Consider the following 16,531-nt stretch of genomic DNA (forward strand, 5'->3'; position numbering starts at 1 on the left):
CGCGTTCCGGGGCGGAGGCTCCCCCGTTAATCAGCAGGCCATCTCGCACCACGTCGACGTGCTGCGCCGCTGCGGCCTGGTCGAGCAGCGACGGGAGGGCACTAGGCGGCCGTGCCGGCTGCGCGTCGACCGGCTCACCCGGCTGCGCACGTGGATCGACGATGGGCCGTTCCGCTTCGCCTTCGACGACCTGTTCACGTTCCGGGACGGGCTGATCGCCCGCGTGGACTCCTACGTCGTACCTCTGCCTGGGGCGTGAGCACCGCCTGACGCCCCGGTGAAGGCCCGGCGGTACGCCGACGGCGAGGTCCGCATCGCGGCGGCGAAGTGGTGCCGGAACGTCACCGCCGTCTCGAACCCCACAGTCGCGGCGACCTCCCCGATCGGCGCGGTGGTGGTCTCCAGCAGCGGCAGGCTGGCCTGGACGCGCCGGTCGATCAGCCAGCGGATCGGGGTGGTGCCGGTGGCCCGCGCGAAGTGCCGCAGGTAGGTGCGGGCCGACATGTGCGCCCGCCGTGCCAGCCGGTCGACGGTGATCGGGGCGTCGAGGTTCGCCAGCGCCCAGGACATGCTGGCGGCGAGCCGGTCGTCCTCGGGGTCGCCGGGCACCGGCGCCTCGACGAACTGCGCCTGGCCGCCCGCGCGGTGCGGCGGCACGACCAGCCGGCGGGCGACCGCGTTGGCGATCGTCGGGCCGTGGTCGCGGCGGACCAGGTGGACGCAGAGGTCGAGACCGGCCGCGCTGCCGGCGCTGGTGAGGATGTCCCCGTCGTCGACGTAGAGCACGCCCGGGTCGACGCGTACCGCCGGGTGGCGCCGGGCGAGCAGGTCGGCGTACCGCCAGTGGGTGGTGGCGCGACGGCCGTCGAGCAGTCCCGCGCTGGCCAGCGCGAACGCGCCCGAGCAGATCGACACGATCCGGGCGCCGCGTCGGTGGGCCGCGCGGAGCGCGCCGGTGAGCGCCGGTGACGGGTCGGCGTGCACGTCGGCGACGCCCGGCACGATCAGCGTGCCGGCGGCGGCGAACGCGTCGAGGCCGTGGCCGGTGTGCAGCGTCGCGCCGCCGACCAGCCGCACCGCGCCGGGGGTCTCCGCGCAGACGGTCAGCTCGTACCACTGCACGTCGAACTCGGGGCGGGGCAGGCCGAAGACCTCCGTGACGATCCCGGTCTCGAACACCGACATGCCCTCGTACGCGAGCACCGACACGGTGGCACGGTTCATGGCGAGATCTTAGCGAACGGTGTCGCTCACGCCACTGGAGCGGCCGGACGGCGGCCGACACGATGAGTGCCATGTCGAACGTCCTGCGCATCCCCGCCGCCCGCCCCGCCGACGCCCTCGCCCACTTCGCTGCCCGGCTCGCCTTCGAGGCCGACGCCAGCGATGTGCACGCCGATCTGGAGAAGGGCGTCCCGGGCCTGGTCGTGGTCGACTCGCGGTCCCTTCCGGCGTGGCGGCAGGGGCACATCCCCGGCGCCGTGCACCTGCCCACCGCCCAGATCGCCGGCCGGGCGAGCGAGCTGATCCCGGCGGACGCCACTGTGGTCACCTACTGCTGGGGCCCGGGCTGCAACGGCGCCACCCGCGCGGCGCTGGAGTTCGCCCGGCTCGGCCGGCCGGTCAAGGAGATGATCGGCGGGTACGAGTACTGGGTGCGGGAGGGCTTCCCGGTCCGGACCCGGGCAGGGCTGGTCCGGCGGCCCGCCGACGACCTCACCGCTCCGGCGGGCGCGTCGTGCGGCTGCTGAGGCGTGTCGGTTCCGTACAAGACAGCAGGCCGCGGCCGTTCCTAGCATGGCCGCATGCGTGATCTTGTCTACACCGGATTCATGTCGCTCGACGGCGTGGTGGACTCCCCCGGCGGCGGCCCGGGCGAGGAGCACCGCAGCGGCGGCTGGGTCGTCAAGGACGTCGAGTTCCTGCCGGAGGCGTTCTCGCTCAAGGGCGAGGAGCTGGCGCAGACCACGGCGCTGATGTTCGGGCGGCGCAGCTACGAGGCGTTCGCGCCGACCTGGCGCGACTCCGAGGACCACGCCGCCTACCGGGACCTGCCGAAGTACGTGGTGTCGTCCAGCCTGTCCGAGGACGCGCTGATCGACGGCTGGGGGCCGCTGACCGTCCTGCGGAGCACCGCCGATGTCGCCGCGCTCAAGCAGGGCGAGGGCGGTGACATCTTCGTCCACGGCAGCGCGGAACTCGCCCGTCGTCTCGCCGAGGCGGACCTGATCGACAGGTACCACCTGCTCGTCTTCCCGGTGCTGCTCGGCGCCGGCAAGGGCCTGTTCAGCCAGGCGGACCGGGACCGGCAGACGCTGCGGCTGCGCGACTGCGCCGCCTATCCCAACGGCGTCGTCAAGATGATCTACGACGTGACCCGCTGAGCCGGGTCCAGCGCTATCGCACCACCGGCGCCCGCGCGCAGCTCACCGGCCGTCCGCCCGACGTACCGGCGCAGCGCGCGGGCCAGGTGCGGTTCGTCCACGTACCCGAAGGTGGTGACCGCGTCGGCGGGCGGGCCGCCCGCGGCCAGCAGCACGGCGGCGCGGCGCGCACGGTCGATCTGCCGCACCGCGCCCCGGGTCAGCCCGGTCGCCGCCCGGAACCGGCGTTCGAGGGTACGCGGTGACGCCGATGGACGGCCGCCGCGCAACGTCTCGGTGACGAGCGGGTCGCGGACCACCACACCGGCCCGGACCAGCCGGTCCACCAGGGCCTCGGCGTCGTCCGGGCCAGGCGTCGCCCACCGGCCGCCGTCGAGGCGGAACGTCCGGCGGCTCACGTCGGGCAGCTCGGCGCCGCTGTCCACCAGCGCGGGCGTGGGTACGAGCCGCAGCGAGGTGCCCACCGCGAACTCGATGCCGACGAATGTCGCGCCCTCGGGCACCGGCGCGGTGCCGGTGGCGGTCTCCGGCCCGGAGACGGCCGCGTACGAGTGCCCGTCGCGCTGCCAGAACACGAGTCCCCAGCACGGCGTCGCCACCGAGGTCATCTCGTCGACCCGGTCGTTGGTGCACGTCCACACGGTGTCGATCCAGGCCGAGTCGGACGCCCGCGTCGTGAACCGCAGCTCCACGGCAGGAGCATACGGGGGCCGTCAGTGGGCGGGGGCCTCGTCCCGGTCAGGGTAGCCGAGGATCTCGGCGAGGTCACCGGCCGCCTTCGTGTACGCGGCGTAGATGTCGTCGTCGAAGTGGTTGCGCCAGTCGCCGGACGCGCCCTTGCGGTAGTGGGAGATCCGCCCGGGGGTCTCCTTCGACTTCTTCATCTTGGTGAAGCTGTAGCGGTTCAGCAGGGCCTCCAGCTCGGCCGGCGGCAGCGTGATGCCGCAGTGGCGCATGAGCTGGTCGACCTCGTCGGCCTGCCGCTCGCCGGTCAGGTCCTCGTAGCGGAACAGCCGGAACGTCTCGTCGCTCGGCGCGGCCGCCCAGGACCGCATCTGCCCGAACTGCTTCTTGTCGCGCAGGCGGTCGATGACGTAGAGCATGCCCTCCTTCTTCGGCAGTTCCTGGAGGGCCTTACGCGCCTGCGGGATGTCGCCCATCGGGGCGTGCGAGTTGCGCAGCGAGAAGTAGCTGGACACGACCACGTCGCGCGGATCGCGGATCACGAAGAACGCGCGGTAGCTGCCGGCCTTGGGCACCGCCTCGAACCGCTTGTGGGAAAGGAAGATCGCCAGGCCGATGCGGCCGGCCGGCACCGGGGCGGTCGCGCCGCCGGAGTAGAAGCGCGGGTCGTAGGGCAGCAGCCCGCAGTGGCGGTAGACGGCCGGGTCGCTGAACAGCGCTTTGATCCACTGGCTGCCGGTCTTACGGACGGTGCAGTGGAAGATGTTGGCGAACTCGCTGTGGGCCACCACCGGGACGGTGAGCCGCATGCGGGCGTTGCGCGCTTCCATCTGCGCCCGCCGGGCCTTGACGCGCAGAGAATTCGGCGAATTGTGCTTGGCGAATTCGACGGCCCGATTAATCATTTCCCAACCTCATCCGGACCCCGCGGAGCAGGGGCAGTACGAACACCTTTCCGCACGTCACGCAGGTGAAGTCCGCAAACCTCGCCTGCTCCGCCCCGCGCCCCGACGCGCCGCTAGGAATATCCCCGACGGTCCGATTAATGTCAATCCCGATCACCTGGGAGTCGGCTGAAAATCTACAATCTCCATAGGATTTGCAGATGACTGCTGGGGGCGGCAGCGCCCGCCGCGCACCGGCACAATGAGCGCCGTGCTCACCGCCACCACCGATCTGCTGACCGCCCTCGACCCGCTGTCCCACCGCGACCGGACGCGGCGCCTCGTGGCGTGGGCACGCACCGCACCCGACCGGGCGCCGGTCTGCGCCGACCTGCGCCGGCACGGCCCCTACGAGCGGCGTCTCGCGCTGCTCGCCGCGCTGGCCACCCGGGACACCGCGGCCGTCCTGGCCGCGACGTTCGACCCGGAGCCCTCGATCGCCGCCACCGCACTGACCGCCGCCGTGCGGGCCGGCGTGACGCCCGCCGACCTGACCGAGCGGCCGGCGGACGCGCGGCGGCGCGTCTACCGGGCACTGCGCCGCAACCCGGCGCCGGCCGTCGCCGACGCACTGATCATCGGCGTACGCGAGCGGTTCGGTGACCACGAGGCCGCCGCGTTGCTGCCGGCCTGCGGCCCCGAGACGGTACGGGCGTGGCTGCCCGACCTGGAACACGCGCTGAACCCCGAGCGGCTGATGCGGTCGCACTCCGACATCGTGCTGGCGCGCACCGGTGAGCGGATGGCCGCGGCCCCGCCGGAGTCCCGCGGGCGGATCTGGGCGGAGGTCGCCGGTGCGGTGCTGCACGGCGATCCGGCGCGGGCGCTGGACCTGCTCGACGCGTACGCGCCCGAGGAGTCGCTGCCCGGCCCGCTCGTCGCGTACGGGCGGCTCGCCGCACACGACGCGCGCCGAGTCGTCCGCCTGCTCACGTCGCCCGACCGCGCGGCCTGGCTGGCCCGGACCACGCTGCCCCGGGCGCTGCTGCGCCGCCTCGCCGCGCTGCCCACCGGCGAACTGGTCCCGCTGGCCGCCCGGCTGCGGGAGCACGACCACGCGCTGGCCGCGTTGCTGCGCGCCGTCGCGCCGAGCCGCCGCGCCGAGCTGTACGACGGGGCGCTGGCCGACACCGACACCACGGCGCTGCTACCCGGCGCCGCGGTGATGGAGGTGCTGCCGGCGGCGGTACGGGCGCGCGAGGCGGCCCGGGTGCTGGCCCTGCCGTCGGTCCGCGAGCGGGCGGAGCAGGTGCGGTTCTGGAGCGCGTACCTGCCGTGGCCGGAGGCGTCCGCGTCGGCGAGCGCGGCGCTGCGCTCGGGTGACGCGGACGAACGGGCGGACGGCTGGCGGCTGCTGGTGGCGGCCGCGCGACGCTCCCGCGACCCGCGCACGGTGGCCCAGGTGGTGGTCCGGCTCGGCCGGCTGCGCAACGAGCAGGACCCGGTACGCGCCGCCGCGCTCACCGCGCTGGTGCCTGCGGCGCCGCTGCTCACCGCCACGAGCGCAGGCGCGCTGACCGGGCTCACCACCGACGCGGTCGACGCGCGGGACACCTCGGCGGCCACCACCACCGCGTTGAGCCGGCTCGCGGTCGACGTCCTCACCCTTCACGTGGACGAGCCGGAGCTGGTCGAGTGGGCCCTGCGCACGATCGACGCGGTGAGCAGCGACGCGGACGTTCCGGTGCTGCGCCGCTTCGACACGGTGCTGCGGCACGGCCAGGAGACGGTGGTGTTCGACCGGCTGCGCGGCCGGATCGAGGCCGGCATGGCGCGCGGCCGGTACGGCCTGCTGTTCGCGCTCACCCACGCGCTCGGCCGGCGGGCCCGGCGGCTGCCGGAGCTGCAGGACCTGCTGCGCCGGGCGATCGGTCCGGACACCCTGCCCGCTGTGGCCCGGACGGCGGCCCGGCTCTGGCTCGCCGACCCACGTACCCGCTCGCGGCGCGTCGCCGAGGTGCTCGACATCGACGCGTCGGCGATCGCGATCCACGAGGTGTGGACGACCGTCTGCGAGTCCCGTACCGACCTGCTCGACCGGGTGCTGGACCGGCCCCCGCGCGGCCGGTTCGTGGAGAACGGGAAGCGGTGGGTGCCCGGCCCGGCGCCGCACGCGCAGCGGTGGCTCCCCCGCCACCAGGAACGCTTCGTGGCGCTTCAGGCGCGCGTCGTCGCCGACTCCGGTCACCAGGTGTGGCAGCGGGCGGCGGCGATCCGGGCCGCTGCCGGGGCCGGCCCGGCCGGACGCGAACTGGTGCTGCGCCACATCGACGCGTCCGAGGTGCCGGTGGCCGAGGCGGCGCTGGGCGCGCTGGTCTGGACCGACCGGCCGGACGAGGCGTTCCCGCTGTTGCTCCGGTACGCCGACGGCGACCGGGCACGCGTCGCGCTGTACGCGGCCGGGCGCGCCGCCCGGTACGTCCCGCCGGCCCGCCTGGCCGAACTGCTGAGCACGGTGCTGACCGGCGCCGCGAAGATCACCAGCCGCAAGGAGGCCGCCCGGCTCCTGGCCCGCCACGCGCACGTGGACGTGACGGCGGTGCTCGCCGAGGCGTACGCCGATCCGGACACGCACCGCGACGTGCGCGCGGCGATCGTCTCCGCCGCCCGGCAGCGGCTGGGGACCGAGGCGGGGTGGACGGTCCTGCACGCGGCGGTGCACGCCGGCCGGGAGGAGCGGCGGGCGGTGCTCGGCGCGTACCCGTCCGGGATCTCACAGCGCCACCGCCGCACCTACGCCGCGCTCATGGTGCAGGCGTGCCGCGCCGACGACCGGGAGGTCCGCCGCGCGGCGTTCGACGCGCTCGGCGAGTGGTCGCAGTGGCTGACGGGCGTCACCGATCTGGTCGTGGACCGGCTCACCGACCCGGACGAGACGACGCCGGGGATCGGCGTGGCGAACCTGCTGCGGGCCGGTGGCGACGCGGCGTTCCGGGCCGCGCTGACCCGGCTGGTGGAGCGGGACGCCGCCGACGGCGACCCCGGCGGCCCGGTGACCGACCGGCGGGCCCGGCGGCGCGTCGAGTCGCTCGCGGAGGGCGCGGCCCTGTGGTCCGACAGCCGCCCGGCCGGCGCCGACCGGGCCGGGCTGGTCGAGGCCGCGCGGTGGCTCGCCGGCCGGGACGGCTTCCTGGGTACGGCCACCGGACTGCTCGTCGACCTCGGCCGCCTCGACGACCTGGACGAGGTCGCCGCGCTCTGCACCGGTCGGCCCGTGGTCGCGGTGCGCACCGCGCAACGCGTCGGCGACCGCCTGCTCACCATGCGGCGGCGGCCCGAGCCGGCGGCCCTCGCCGGCACGGTGGCCCACCTCGCCGGGCGCGGCGACCTGGCCGGTGGGCTGTTCGCGGTGGCGCTCGTCGCGCACGGGTCGGAGTTCGGCTGGAAGACGCCGTGGCGGGACCTGCTCGTCGGCTTGCGCCGTCACCCCGACGCCGACGTGCGGGAGGCCGCGTACACGCTCGACATGAGCTGACGCCTACCCGGCGTCGACTGCCGCCAGCACGGCCATCGCCTCTCGCTCCCGGACGGCCAGGTCGGCCAGGAGCGCCGACGCGCGGGTCAGGTGGGTGGCGTCGCCGGTCCGCCCGGCGGTGTCGATGTGGCCGGCGACGGCGGTCCACATCGGCGCGATGTCGGCGTACATCAACTGCGCCCGCCGCAGCCGCGCGTCGCCGGTGACGGTGGCGGCCTCGGCGAGGAAATCGCGGTACATGGCACGGAACAGCGCGCCGCCGGTGCCGCCGCGTTCCATCAGCGTCGCGGCGAGCGGAAGGTCACGTGCCGGGTCGGCGGCGCGGTCCAGCCAGCGGGTCACCCGGGTGGCGGCGGTGGCGATCCCCCGGTGGCCGAGGTTGGCGATCGGCGGATCGAGGAACGCCGCGGCGTTGGCGCGTACCGCCGCGCGGACGGCGGCGGCCAGGTCCGGCGGGCCGCCGGGCGCGGTGAGCGTGTAAGACAGGTGGCGTGCGGTCATCGGCCCACGCGCGGCGCGCGCCCGCGCCAGGCTCTCCAGTGTGGTGGTCACCGCGCCGCCCTGCTGGGCGGTGTCGACCAGGTGGGCGCATGTGTCGTCATAGCCGTACATCGCGACGGTGTGCCCGCCGAAGTGGACCTTCGTGGTGAAGTAGTCCAGGTGGTACGAGTCCAGTTGCAGGCCGACCGGCTGCCCGGCGTCCAGCGCCTCGGTGACGTCGCGCCACGCCTTGGCCGCCGACGTCGTCTCCCGGACACGCAGATCCAGGCCCAGGCGGCCGGCGGCGGCCCGGGTGACGCACAACGGCTTGGTACGCCCGCCGAGGAACGGCATGTCCATGCTCTTGGCGTCCCAGTAGACGAAGCCGAGCCCCTCGCCGAGGCCGAACAACATCGACTCGGACAGGTCCAGGCCGGCGTGCCGCGTCAGCACGCCGAGCGTGGTGGTCTCGCAGTGCACCCCGCCGGTCGGCGTCACGTCGTCGAGGATCACGTCGGCTCCTGTTCCGCTGTCACGGCGTTCGGGTCGTGGGCGAGGGCCGAGGACAGCAGTGGGCGCAGCGGTCCGTCGCCGGGCATCCGGCGGGCCACCCCGGCGAGCAGGTCGGCGGCCTGGACGCGCGGGTCGTCGCGCGAATCGGTCATCACCAGCCCGGCCAGCGGTGACGGGCCGGCCGGGTCGCCCGGGGCCAGCGCCACCTGGAGGCGGCGCAGCCGGTCCTCGGTGAGCGCACTCTGCTCGTCGTGGATGACCAGCACCCGTCGCCCGTCGCCGCTCCAGTGCAGGACGGTCTCGGCCAGCGCCGGCAGCAGCGGCTCCAGCGGCGGCGGGATCGTCCGGTCGCCCGCGTACAACCGGGCCTGCACGGCTGCCACCCGGGCCGGGTCGAGCGCGTCGAGTACCGCGCCGGCCTGCGCGTCGCCGACGTGGCGGCGCAACTCGTCCCGGGCGGCGAAGAACCGTGCCACGCTCCGGTCGTCCGCCCGGTCCCGCCGCTTGGTGCGCAGCATCTCGACCACGGCGGCGAGGAAGACCGCCCAGCCGGGCCCGGCCGCCCGCCCGGCCCGGTGCAGCGCCGCCGCGGCCGGACGCCGGTCACCGGCGAGGCGGGTGCCCGCCGCGTACGACGGCTCGGCCAGCAGCAGGTCGACGACCCGGGTGGCGAGGAAGAACTCCTTGTCGACCAGGTGCACGTGCGCCCGGCCGCGCAGCGCCGACAGGAACCACTCCACCGCCTCGGCGGCCTCGCGGCGGCGCAGGAACTGCCGGGACTTGACCTCGTCGGGCGAGAACCGGAACCCGGACCGCAGCGTACGGATCAGTTCGGCCGCCTCGTCGCGGCTCAGGTCGACGCTGGCGTGGACGATCACCGGGGTGGCCGGGTCGAGCAGGTTGGTGCCGGAGAAACCCGACTCGTCGCAGGCGATCTCCACCACCGTGCCGGTCGTCACCTCGCCGGGTGGCAGCCCGCCCTGGAGCGGCAGCCTCGCACCCGTCGACCCGGCCATGCCGACCATGCTCGCCCACCCGGCCCGCGGCGGACCAGCGGTTAAGCCGGATCGGGCGGCGGTGACCGTCTCGCGTCCCGCGGCGCGACGCGCCCGCTCCACGATCGCCCAGAACGTCTCCCGATCCACGGCGGGACCGTACGCCCACCCACCGACAAGCTGTCAGCGGCCGTGTCAGCGCCGTGTCAGGACCGTGGCGGTGCGGCCGCCCATGGTGGTCGCATGACGAGTTCAGCGATAGCGGTCTCCGGACTGCGCAAGGCGTACAAGGACCGGGTGGTGCTCGACGGCATCGACCTGGACGTCCCCGCCGGGACGATCTTCTCGCTGCTCGGCCCGAACGGGGCCGGCAAGACCACCACCGTCAACATCCTGACCACCCTGATCCGTGCGGACGCCGGGTCGGTGCAGGTGGCCGGGCACGACGCCGTCACCGAGGCCGAGGCGGTCCGCGCGGCGATCGGCGTGACCGGGCAGTTCGCGGCGGTGGACGAACTGCTCACCGGGCGGGAGAACCTGCAACTGATGGTCGACCTCGGCCCGCGCAACCGCGTGACCGGCAAGCGGGTCGTCGCCGAACTGCTGGAGCGGTTCGACCTGGTCGAGGCCGCCGACAAGCTGGTGGCGACCTACTCCGGGGGTATGCGACGCAAACTGGACCTGGCGATGACGCTGGTCGGCGAGCCGCGGATCATCTTCCTGGACGAGCCGACGACCGGGCTGGACCCGCGCAGCCGCCGCACCATGTGGTCGATCATCAGGGAACTGGTGGCCGGCGGCGTGACCGTCTTCCTCACCACCCAGTACCTCGACGAGGCCGACCGCCTCGCCGACCGGATCGCGGTGCTCGACCAGGGCCGGCTGGTCGCCCAGGGCACGCCGGAGGAACTCAAGCGCCGGATCCCCGGCACGCACGTGCGGTTGCGGTTCGGCACCGCCGCCGAACTCGACGCGGCGGCGCTGGTGCTGCCCGACGCCGTACGCGACGAGGAGGCGATGGCGCTGCGCGTGCCCTCGGGCGGCGGAACCGAGGCGCTGCGCGCCCTGCTCGACCGGCTCGACGCCCACGCGATCAGCGCCGACGACCTGTCCGTCCAGACCCCCGACCTCGACGACGTCTTCCTGGCCCTGACGGGCCGCGCCCCGGAGGTGACCGCCAAATGAGCAGGAACCACTCGGTCGTCATGCTGCGACGCAACCTGACGCACCTGCGCCGCAACCCGACCTCGGTGTTCAACGCGGTACTGATGCCGATCATCGTCATGCTGATGTTCGTGTACATGTTCGGCGACGCGTTCTCCGTCGGCGTCGACTACGTCGACTACGCGACGCCGGGCCTGATGCTGCTGGCCGTCTGCTACGGCCTCGGCGGCACCGCGACGTCGGTGAGCTCCGACATGACGAAGGGCATCATCAACCGGTTCAAGGTCATGCACGTCTCCCGGGGCGCGGTGCTGACCGGCCACGTCGTCGCCACCGTACTGACGAACGTCCTCGCGGTCGCGGCCCTGGTCGGGGTGGCGTTCCTGCTCGGCTTCCGGCCGGCCGCCGAGCCCCTGCACTGGCTCGGCACGGCCGGCATCGTGGTGCTGCTCAGCGTCGCCGTCAGCTGGTTCACAGTCGCGCTGGGCCTGTTCGCCAAGTCACCGGAATCGGCGGGCATGGCCGCCGTGCCGCTGGTCCTGCTGCCGTTCTTCAGCAGCGCGATCGTGCCCGCTGACAAGATGGGGCCGGGACTGCGGCAGTTCGCCGAGTACCAGCCGTTCACGCCGATCATCGAGACCCTGCGCGGCCTGCTGGGCGGCGCGCCGTCGGCCGGCGACGTCATTCCCGCGATCGCCTGGTGCGCCGGCATCGCGGTGGTCGGCTACCTGTGGGCGCGGTCCACGTTCACGAAGCGAGCGTGATCTCCACCAGCCGCTCCCAGCCGGTCTCCCGGCCCGCTGCGACCGCCTCGGCGAACCCCGCGTCGCCGAGGCGGTCGCGCGCCGCCGCCTCGATCCGGGGCACGTCCGGATGGGAGCGGTCGGGCAGCCCGCGTACCGCGGTGGCGGCGCCGAGCAGCCGCGCCGCCTGGTCGGGCCGGTCCAGCCGCACCGCCAGGTCCGCGACGCCGACGAGCACCTGCGCGATCAGCGGCGCGTAGCCGCCCTCGCGCGCCGCCCGGCACGCCGCCGCCCGATGGGCACGCGACTGCTCGACGTCCTCGGCCAGGTGACCCAGCAGGTCCTGGATCCCGGCCCGGACGCCGGCCAGGTCCGCCTCGTCCCCGAGCAACGCCGACACGGACCGCAGTTGCGCGTACGCCTCGCCCGCGTCGCCGTCGTGGCGGGCCAGGTACGCCTTCGTCAGCGCCAGCTCGGCCAGCGCACCGGGCCACGCGACCCCTGCGGCGAGCCGCTGCGCCTCGGCCACGGCGGCGGCACTCGCCGCCTCGTCGCCGGCCAGCCGGTACAGCCAGGCCAGCCGCGCCCGGATCCGGATCACGTCCTCGACCGCGCCGACCTCGGTGACCGCCGTGACGGCCTGCTCGTAGTAGTCGCAGGCGGCGCCGACGTCACCGCGTACGGCGATCAGCTCGGCCAGCTCGCTGAGCGCGAACGAGATCCCGAACCGTTCGCCCACCGCGCGGAACTCGGCGAGCGCCTGCCGCAGACACGCTTCCGCCTGCGCCGCCTCGATGCCGAGGATGACCCGCAGCTTGCCCAGGTGCAGCCGGGCCAGCGCGCGTACCCACGGGTCCGTGTGGTCGAGCAGCGACTCCCAGGCGGGCAGCAGCCGGTCCGGTTCCCGGAGCATCCGCTCCAACGGCACGACCAGCGCCAGCTCCGGGTGACGGCCCCGGCCGTCCCCGCCCAACCGGTACGCCTTGTGGATCCACTCCGCCGCGTGCTGCGCGTCGCCCGGCCCGGAACTGAGGAACAGCACCACGAGCCCGTACACCACGGCGCGGATGTCGTCGGGTACCTCACCCGGCGCCTCGGCGGCCGCGGTGATCAGTTCCATCCCCTCGGCCCGGTGGCCGCCGAGCCACCAGTACCAGCCGGCGCCGGCCGCCAGCCGCATCGCCTCGCGCCCCTCACCCGCGGCGAGCGCGCCGCGCATCGCAGCGGTGACGTTGTCGTGCTCGGCTTCCAGCCGGGCGAGCCAGGTGAGCTGATCGGCGCGGCGCAGCCGCGGAGCCGCCGCCTCGGCGAGCCCGGTGAAGTACGCCAGGTGCGCGTGGCGCGCGCGGTCCGCCTCCCCCGCCTCGGCGAGCCGCTGCGCGGCGTACTCCTTGATCGTGCCGAGCATCCGGTAACGCGGCACGACGTCGCCGGCGGCGACCAGCAGCGACTTCTCGGTCAGCGCGGTGAGCAGGTCGAGCACGTCGCCCGGCTCGACGGCACCGCCGGCACAGACCCGCTCGGCCGCGTCCAGGCTCGCCCCGCCGGAGAACACCGACAGCCGGCGCAGGGTCGCGCGTTCGGCGTCGGTGAGCAGTTCCCAGCTCCAGTCGACCATCGCGCGCAGCGTCCGATGCCGGGGCAGGGCGGTCCGGCTGCCGCCGGTGAGCAGCCGGAACCGGTCGTCGAGGCGGGTGGCGAGCTGGTCGGCGGACATGGTGCGCAGCCGCGCCGCGGCCAGCTCGATCGCCAGCGGCATGCCGTCGAGCGCGCGGCAGATCCGCGCCATCGTCGCCGCCGTGCGGGCGTCCGGCGCGAGGTCCCGGCGGACCGCGGCGGCCCGGTCCCGCAGCAGGCGTACGGCGGGCGACGACTCGACGTCGGCGACAGCGGCGTCGCCGTCCGGCAGGCCCAGCGGCGCGACCGGCCACAACGCCTCCCCGGTGATGCCGAGCGGTTCCCGGCTCGTGGCCAGGATCCGCAGCCGCCGGCACTCGCCGAGCAGCCGGTGCGCCAGCGCCGCCGCCGGTTCGACGACGTGCTCGCAGTTGTCCAGGATCAGCAGCATCTCCCGGTCCCGGATCGCCGCGACGAGCCGGTCGGCCGGTTCCGCGCTGCCCGCGTCGCCGAGCAGCGCGTCGCGCAGACCGAGCCCGGAGGCCGTCGCCTGCACCACGTCGCCGTCGGCGCTGACGGCGGCGAACTCCACCAGCCACACGCCGTCCGGCAGGTCGCCGGTCAGCCGGCGTCCGGCCTCCGTGGCCAGTCTGGTCTTCCCGGAGCCGCCCGGACCGGTGAGCGTGGTGAGCCGGTGCTCGGCCACCAGCGCGCCGACCGCGGCGAGGTCGGTGTCGCGGCCGACGAAGCTGGTCAGCTCGGCGCGCAGGTTGGTCCGGCGGGTGTCCTCCCGGCGTACCGTCTCGCCGCGCAGCAGGGCGACGTGCAGCGCCGACAGCTCCGGCGACGGATCGGCGCCCAGCGCGTCGGCGAGCGCGTCGGCCGTGCGCTGGTAGACCAGCAGCGCCTCGGTGTCCCGGCCGGCCGCGACGAGCGCGCGCATCAGCGTCATGGCCAGCCGCTCGCGCACCGGATGGGCGGCCACCAGGTCGGTCAGCTCCGGGATCAGGTCCGCTTCCCGGCCGAGCCCGATCTCGGCGTCGAACCGGTCCTCCGTCGCGGTCAGGCGCAGCCGTTCCAGCCGGGTGGCCGCCGCGTCGAGCGCCGGACTGTCCGGCAGGCCGATGTCGCGCAGCGCGTCGCCGCGCCACAGGCCCAGCGCCTCGCGCAGCAGCCGTACCCGCTGCGGCCCGTCGCCGTCGCGGGCCCGGCGGACGAGACGTTCGAACCGTACGGCGTCGACGGCGTCGGGCTCGGCGGCGAGGCGGTAGCCGTCCGGCAGCCCGTCGACGGCGCCTGCCGGCAGCGCCTTGCGCAGCCGCGACACCAGCCGTTGCAGCGCGTTCGCGGCGTCGGCGGGCGGCTGTTCACCCCAGATCCAGTCGACGAGCGTCGCCTTGGGGACCACGCGGCCGGGCGCGAGGGCGAGGGCGGCCAGCAGTCCGCGCAGCCGCGCGCCCGGCACGTCGGCCGGTACGCCACCGTCCGTGATGACCTGGAACGGCCCGAGCAACCCGATCTGCACGCGCCGATCCTGCCACGCCCGGCGCCCCGGTCCGGTCCGCCGCCCCCGCCGGTCAGATGGCCAGACGCAGGTGCCGGCGCTGCCGCAGCCGCACCGCGGCGGCCGCCACGACCAGCACCGTGAGCGCGACACCGAAGACCAGCCCGTGGATGAGGCCGCGGGTGAGGTAGCCGCCGTCGGTGTGGTCGACGGCGTACGTGGCGAGCTCGCGGCTGAACCAGAACGGCAACGCCCGGGTGGCGCTGCCCGCGGGGTTCATCACCATCTGGAGACCGACCACCGTCAGCAGCACCAGCGTGCCCTCCAGCTCGCGCGGCAGCACGGCGCTCAGCAGCAGGCCGAACGGCACCGACACGAACACGGTCAGCGCCATGATCAGAGCGATCGCGCCGTACCGGACGTCGCGCTGGTCGGCCAGGACGAGCAGGAAGTACGGGGTGGAGAGCAGCACGCCGACGGTCCACAGCGCGAGCAGCCGGCCGAGCACCAGGTGCCGGCTGCCGTAGCCGGACAGCCGCAGGCGCGGCTCGATGCCGCGCGCCGCGCTGCCCGCGAACAGCGCGGCGGTGCTGAGTGCCCAGGCCAGGCCGAGGCAGACGAAGCGGATCGACTGCCCGAGGTGGTCGCCGCGGCGGCTCAGGTAGAACGCCAGCGGCATCAGCAGCAGGATGACCAGCACGGTACGGCGGCGCAGCAGCTCGCGCAGGGCGGCCTCGGCCACCACGAGGGTCCGGCTCATGCCGCACGCTCCCCGGAAAGGTCGAGCACGACGTCGACGCGGTCGAGCTGGTTGAGCAGGTGGGTGACGACCACGACGGCCTTGCCGGCGTCGCGCCAGCGCCACACCTCGTGCCAGAAGTCGAGGTAGGTGCCCCTGTCGAACCCCTGGTAGGGCTCGTCGAGGAGCAGCACGTCCGGCTCGCCGAGCCGGGCCAGCACCAGGTTGAGCTTCTGCCGCGTGCCGCCGGAGAGGTGCCGGGCCTGGGTGCGTCGCGGCGGCGTCCACGCCAGCCCGGACGCCTCCGCGCGCCCGGTCCGGCGCGCCTCCGCGCGGCCCAGCCCCCGGCCGGCGCCGATCAGCACGAAGTGTTCGTCGGCGCTGAGGAACTCGGCGGTGCCGCCGTCCTGGGGGCAGTAGCCGAGCGTGCCGTGCACCTCGACGGTGCCCGCGTCCGGGCTCAGCAGGCCGGCGCAGATCCGCAGGAACGTGCTCTTGCCGGCGCCGTTGGCACCGACCACCGCCGCGATCTGACCCGCCCGGACGGTGAGGTCGACCCGGTCCAGGACGGTCCGCCCCCGGTAGCGCTTGGTGATGCCCCGTGCGGCGAGCCGCACCGGGCCGGGCTGGCGGCGCGGCGGCCGCACGTCGGGACCGCCGAGGCTGTCGACCACCGCCCGGGCGTACGTCTCCGGCGCGCCGAAGACCCGCAGCGGCGACTCCCCGCTGTCGAGCAGGTGGGTGGCCGCCTCGGCGACGACGTGACCGGTCAGGTCGGGCCCCACCCCGTGCCGGCGCAGCTCGCCGGTCAGGGCGGCGAGCCAGGGTTCGTGGTTCACCGCTTCGGCTCCTCGCGCAGTATCGTGCCCACGCTCGACGCGAAGGCGCTCCAGTCGACCGCGGCCGCCCGCAACGCCGCGCTGCCGGCCGGGCTGATCCGGTAGTACTTCCTCGCGGGCCCGGTCCCGCCCTCCCGCCAGTGCGCGGTGAGCAGGCCGGAGCGTTGCAACCGCAGCAGCACCGGGTAGAGGGTCCCGCCCTGCACCGCGCCCAGCCCGTGGGCGCGTAGCGCCTGGGACAGCTCGTAGCCGTAGGACTCGCCGCGGCTCAGCAGCGCGAGCACGCAGAGGTCGAGCACCCCGCGCAGCCACTGCGCCCGCCGTTCCTGGTTCATCCCGCTCCGCACTGTCTCGACCGGACGACATCCGGCGATGACGGTAGCGCCGCTATCTAGATAGCGCAACTACCTAGATACGGCAGCACTCGCGGGCGACGGCGGGAATCGCGGT

At 74.7% G+C, this 16,531-nt stretch carries 15 protein-coding genes; 6 read left to right on the forward strand and 9 right to left on the reverse strand.

Annotation, left to right across the window (positions count from 1 at the left end):
• The first annotated feature begins 58 nt into the window (after positions 1 to 58).
• Entirely contained in the window at positions 59 to 259 is a 201-nt protein-coding gene (locus GA0070215_RS28665) for a helix-turn-helix domain-containing protein (protein ID WP_244166946.1), read from the forward strand.
• Here GA0070215_RS28665 and GA0070215_RS10555 read toward each other — a convergent pair.
• On the reverse strand, positions 232 to 1,224 hold the full coding sequence (locus GA0070215_RS10555) for a helix-turn-helix domain-containing protein (RefSeq protein WP_091044627.1): 993 nt from the start codon (positions 1,222 to 1,224) through the stop codon (positions 232 to 234). The two genes, GA0070215_RS28665 and GA0070215_RS10555, sit on opposite strands and share 28 nt — an antisense overlap.
• Positions 1,225 to 1,286: 62 nt before the next feature.
• On the opposite strand from GA0070215_RS10555, the gene GA0070215_RS10560 reads away from it, so the two are divergent.
• Together GA0070215_RS10560 and GA0070215_RS10565 are read left to right on the forward strand one after the other, a co-directional pair.
• Positions 1,287 to 1,751 (forward strand): rhodanese-like domain-containing protein, encoded by a 465-nt coding sequence (locus GA0070215_RS10560; RefSeq protein WP_026268138.1) that lies wholly within the window; start codon positions 1,287 to 1,289, stop codon positions 1,749 to 1,751.
• A gap of 54 nt (positions 1,752 to 1,805) precedes the next feature.
• Positions 1,806 to 2,384, forward strand: a complete 579-nt coding sequence (locus GA0070215_RS10565; RefSeq protein WP_026268137.1) for a dihydrofolate reductase family protein — start codon at positions 1,806 to 1,808, stop codon at positions 2,382 to 2,384.
• On the opposite strand, the gene GA0070215_RS10570 is transcribed toward GA0070215_RS10565, so the two are convergent.
• A complete protein-coding gene (locus GA0070215_RS10570; protein ID WP_091044630.1) occupies positions 2,366 to 3,076 on the reverse strand; it encodes a helix-turn-helix domain-containing protein in 711 nt (236 codons plus the stop codon). The genes GA0070215_RS10565 and GA0070215_RS10570 overlap by 19 nt on opposite strands.
• Positions 3,077 to 3,097: 21 nt before the next feature.
• Positions 3,098 to 3,973 (reverse strand): sulfotransferase domain-containing protein, encoded by an 876-nt coding sequence (locus GA0070215_RS10575; protein WP_091044633.1) that lies wholly within the window; start codon positions 3,971 to 3,973, stop codon positions 3,098 to 3,100.
• A 241-nt stretch (positions 3,974 to 4,214) separates the two neighbouring features.
• Here GA0070215_RS10575 and GA0070215_RS10580 point away from each other — a divergent pair, with 241 nt between their 5' ends.
• On the forward strand, positions 4,215 to 7,487 hold the full coding sequence (locus GA0070215_RS10580) for a hypothetical protein (RefSeq protein ID WP_091044636.1): 3,273 nt from the start codon (positions 4,215 to 4,217) through the stop codon (positions 7,485 to 7,487).
• 3 nt (positions 7,488 to 7,490) lie between these two features.
• Here the strand turns inward: GA0070215_RS10580 and GA0070215_RS10585 are convergent, their stop codons facing one another.
• Together GA0070215_RS10585 and GA0070215_RS10590 are read right to left on the reverse strand one after the other, a co-directional pair.
• A complete protein-coding gene (locus GA0070215_RS10585; protein ID WP_091044640.1) occupies positions 7,491 to 8,480 on the reverse strand; it encodes a BtrH N-terminal domain-containing protein in 990 nt (329 codons plus the stop codon).
• Entirely contained in the window at positions 8,477 to 9,625 is a 1,149-nt protein-coding gene (locus GA0070215_RS10590; protein ID WP_141708172.1) for a DUF3800 domain-containing protein, read from the reverse strand. Before GA0070215_RS10590 ends, GA0070215_RS10585 begins: the two co-directional genes overlap by 4 nt.
• 93 nt (positions 9,626 to 9,718) lie before the next feature.
• Here GA0070215_RS10590 and GA0070215_RS10595 point away from each other — a divergent pair, with 93 nt between their 5' ends.
• Together GA0070215_RS10595 and GA0070215_RS10600 are read left to right on the forward strand one after the other, a co-directional pair.
• Positions 9,719 to 10,660: an ATP-binding cassette domain-containing protein gene (locus GA0070215_RS10595; protein WP_091044643.1), complete on the forward strand. Its 942-nt coding sequence runs from the start codon at positions 9,719 to 9,721 to the stop codon at positions 10,658 to 10,660.
• Positions 10,657 to 11,403 (forward strand): ABC transporter permease, encoded by a 747-nt coding sequence (locus GA0070215_RS10600; RefSeq protein ID WP_091044647.1) that lies wholly within the window; start codon positions 10,657 to 10,659, stop codon positions 11,401 to 11,403. Before GA0070215_RS10595 ends, GA0070215_RS10600 begins: the two co-directional genes overlap by 4 nt.
• On the opposite strand, the gene GA0070215_RS10605 is transcribed toward GA0070215_RS10600, so the two are convergent.
• From GA0070215_RS10605 to GA0070215_RS10620, 4 genes are read right to left on the reverse strand one after another with little or no spacing between them, the layout of a single operon-like run.
• Positions 11,387 to 14,524 carry an ATP-binding protein gene (locus tag GA0070215_RS10605; RefSeq protein WP_091044650.1) on the reverse strand — a complete coding sequence of 1,046 codons (3,138 nt, stop codon included), beginning with the start codon at positions 14,522 to 14,524 and terminating at the stop codon, positions 11,387 to 11,389. The two genes, GA0070215_RS10600 and GA0070215_RS10605, sit on opposite strands and share 17 nt — an antisense overlap.
• Positions 14,525 to 14,576: 52 nt before the next feature.
• Positions 14,577 to 15,263, reverse strand: coding sequence for an ABC transporter permease (locus GA0070215_RS10610; RefSeq protein ID WP_091044653.1), 687 nt, complete (start codon positions 15,261 to 15,263; stop codon positions 14,577 to 14,579).
• Positions 15,260 to 16,081: an ATP-binding cassette domain-containing protein gene (locus GA0070215_RS10615; RefSeq protein WP_091044657.1), complete on the reverse strand. Its 822-nt coding sequence runs from the start codon at positions 16,079 to 16,081 to the stop codon at positions 15,260 to 15,262. The genes GA0070215_RS10610 and GA0070215_RS10615 overlap by 4 nt, the downstream gene beginning before the upstream one ends.
• A complete protein-coding gene (locus tag GA0070215_RS10620) occupies positions 16,078 to 16,416 on the reverse strand; it encodes a PadR family transcriptional regulator (RefSeq protein ID WP_018786444.1) in 339 nt (112 codons plus the stop codon). Before GA0070215_RS10620 ends, GA0070215_RS10615 begins: the two co-directional genes overlap by 4 nt.
• Between the last annotated feature and the right edge of the window lie 115 nt (positions 16,417 to 16,531).

It is taken from the genome of Micromonospora marina, assembly GCF_900091565.1.
GTDB lineage: Bacteria > Actinomycetota > Actinomycetes > Mycobacteriales > Micromonosporaceae > Micromonospora > Micromonospora marina.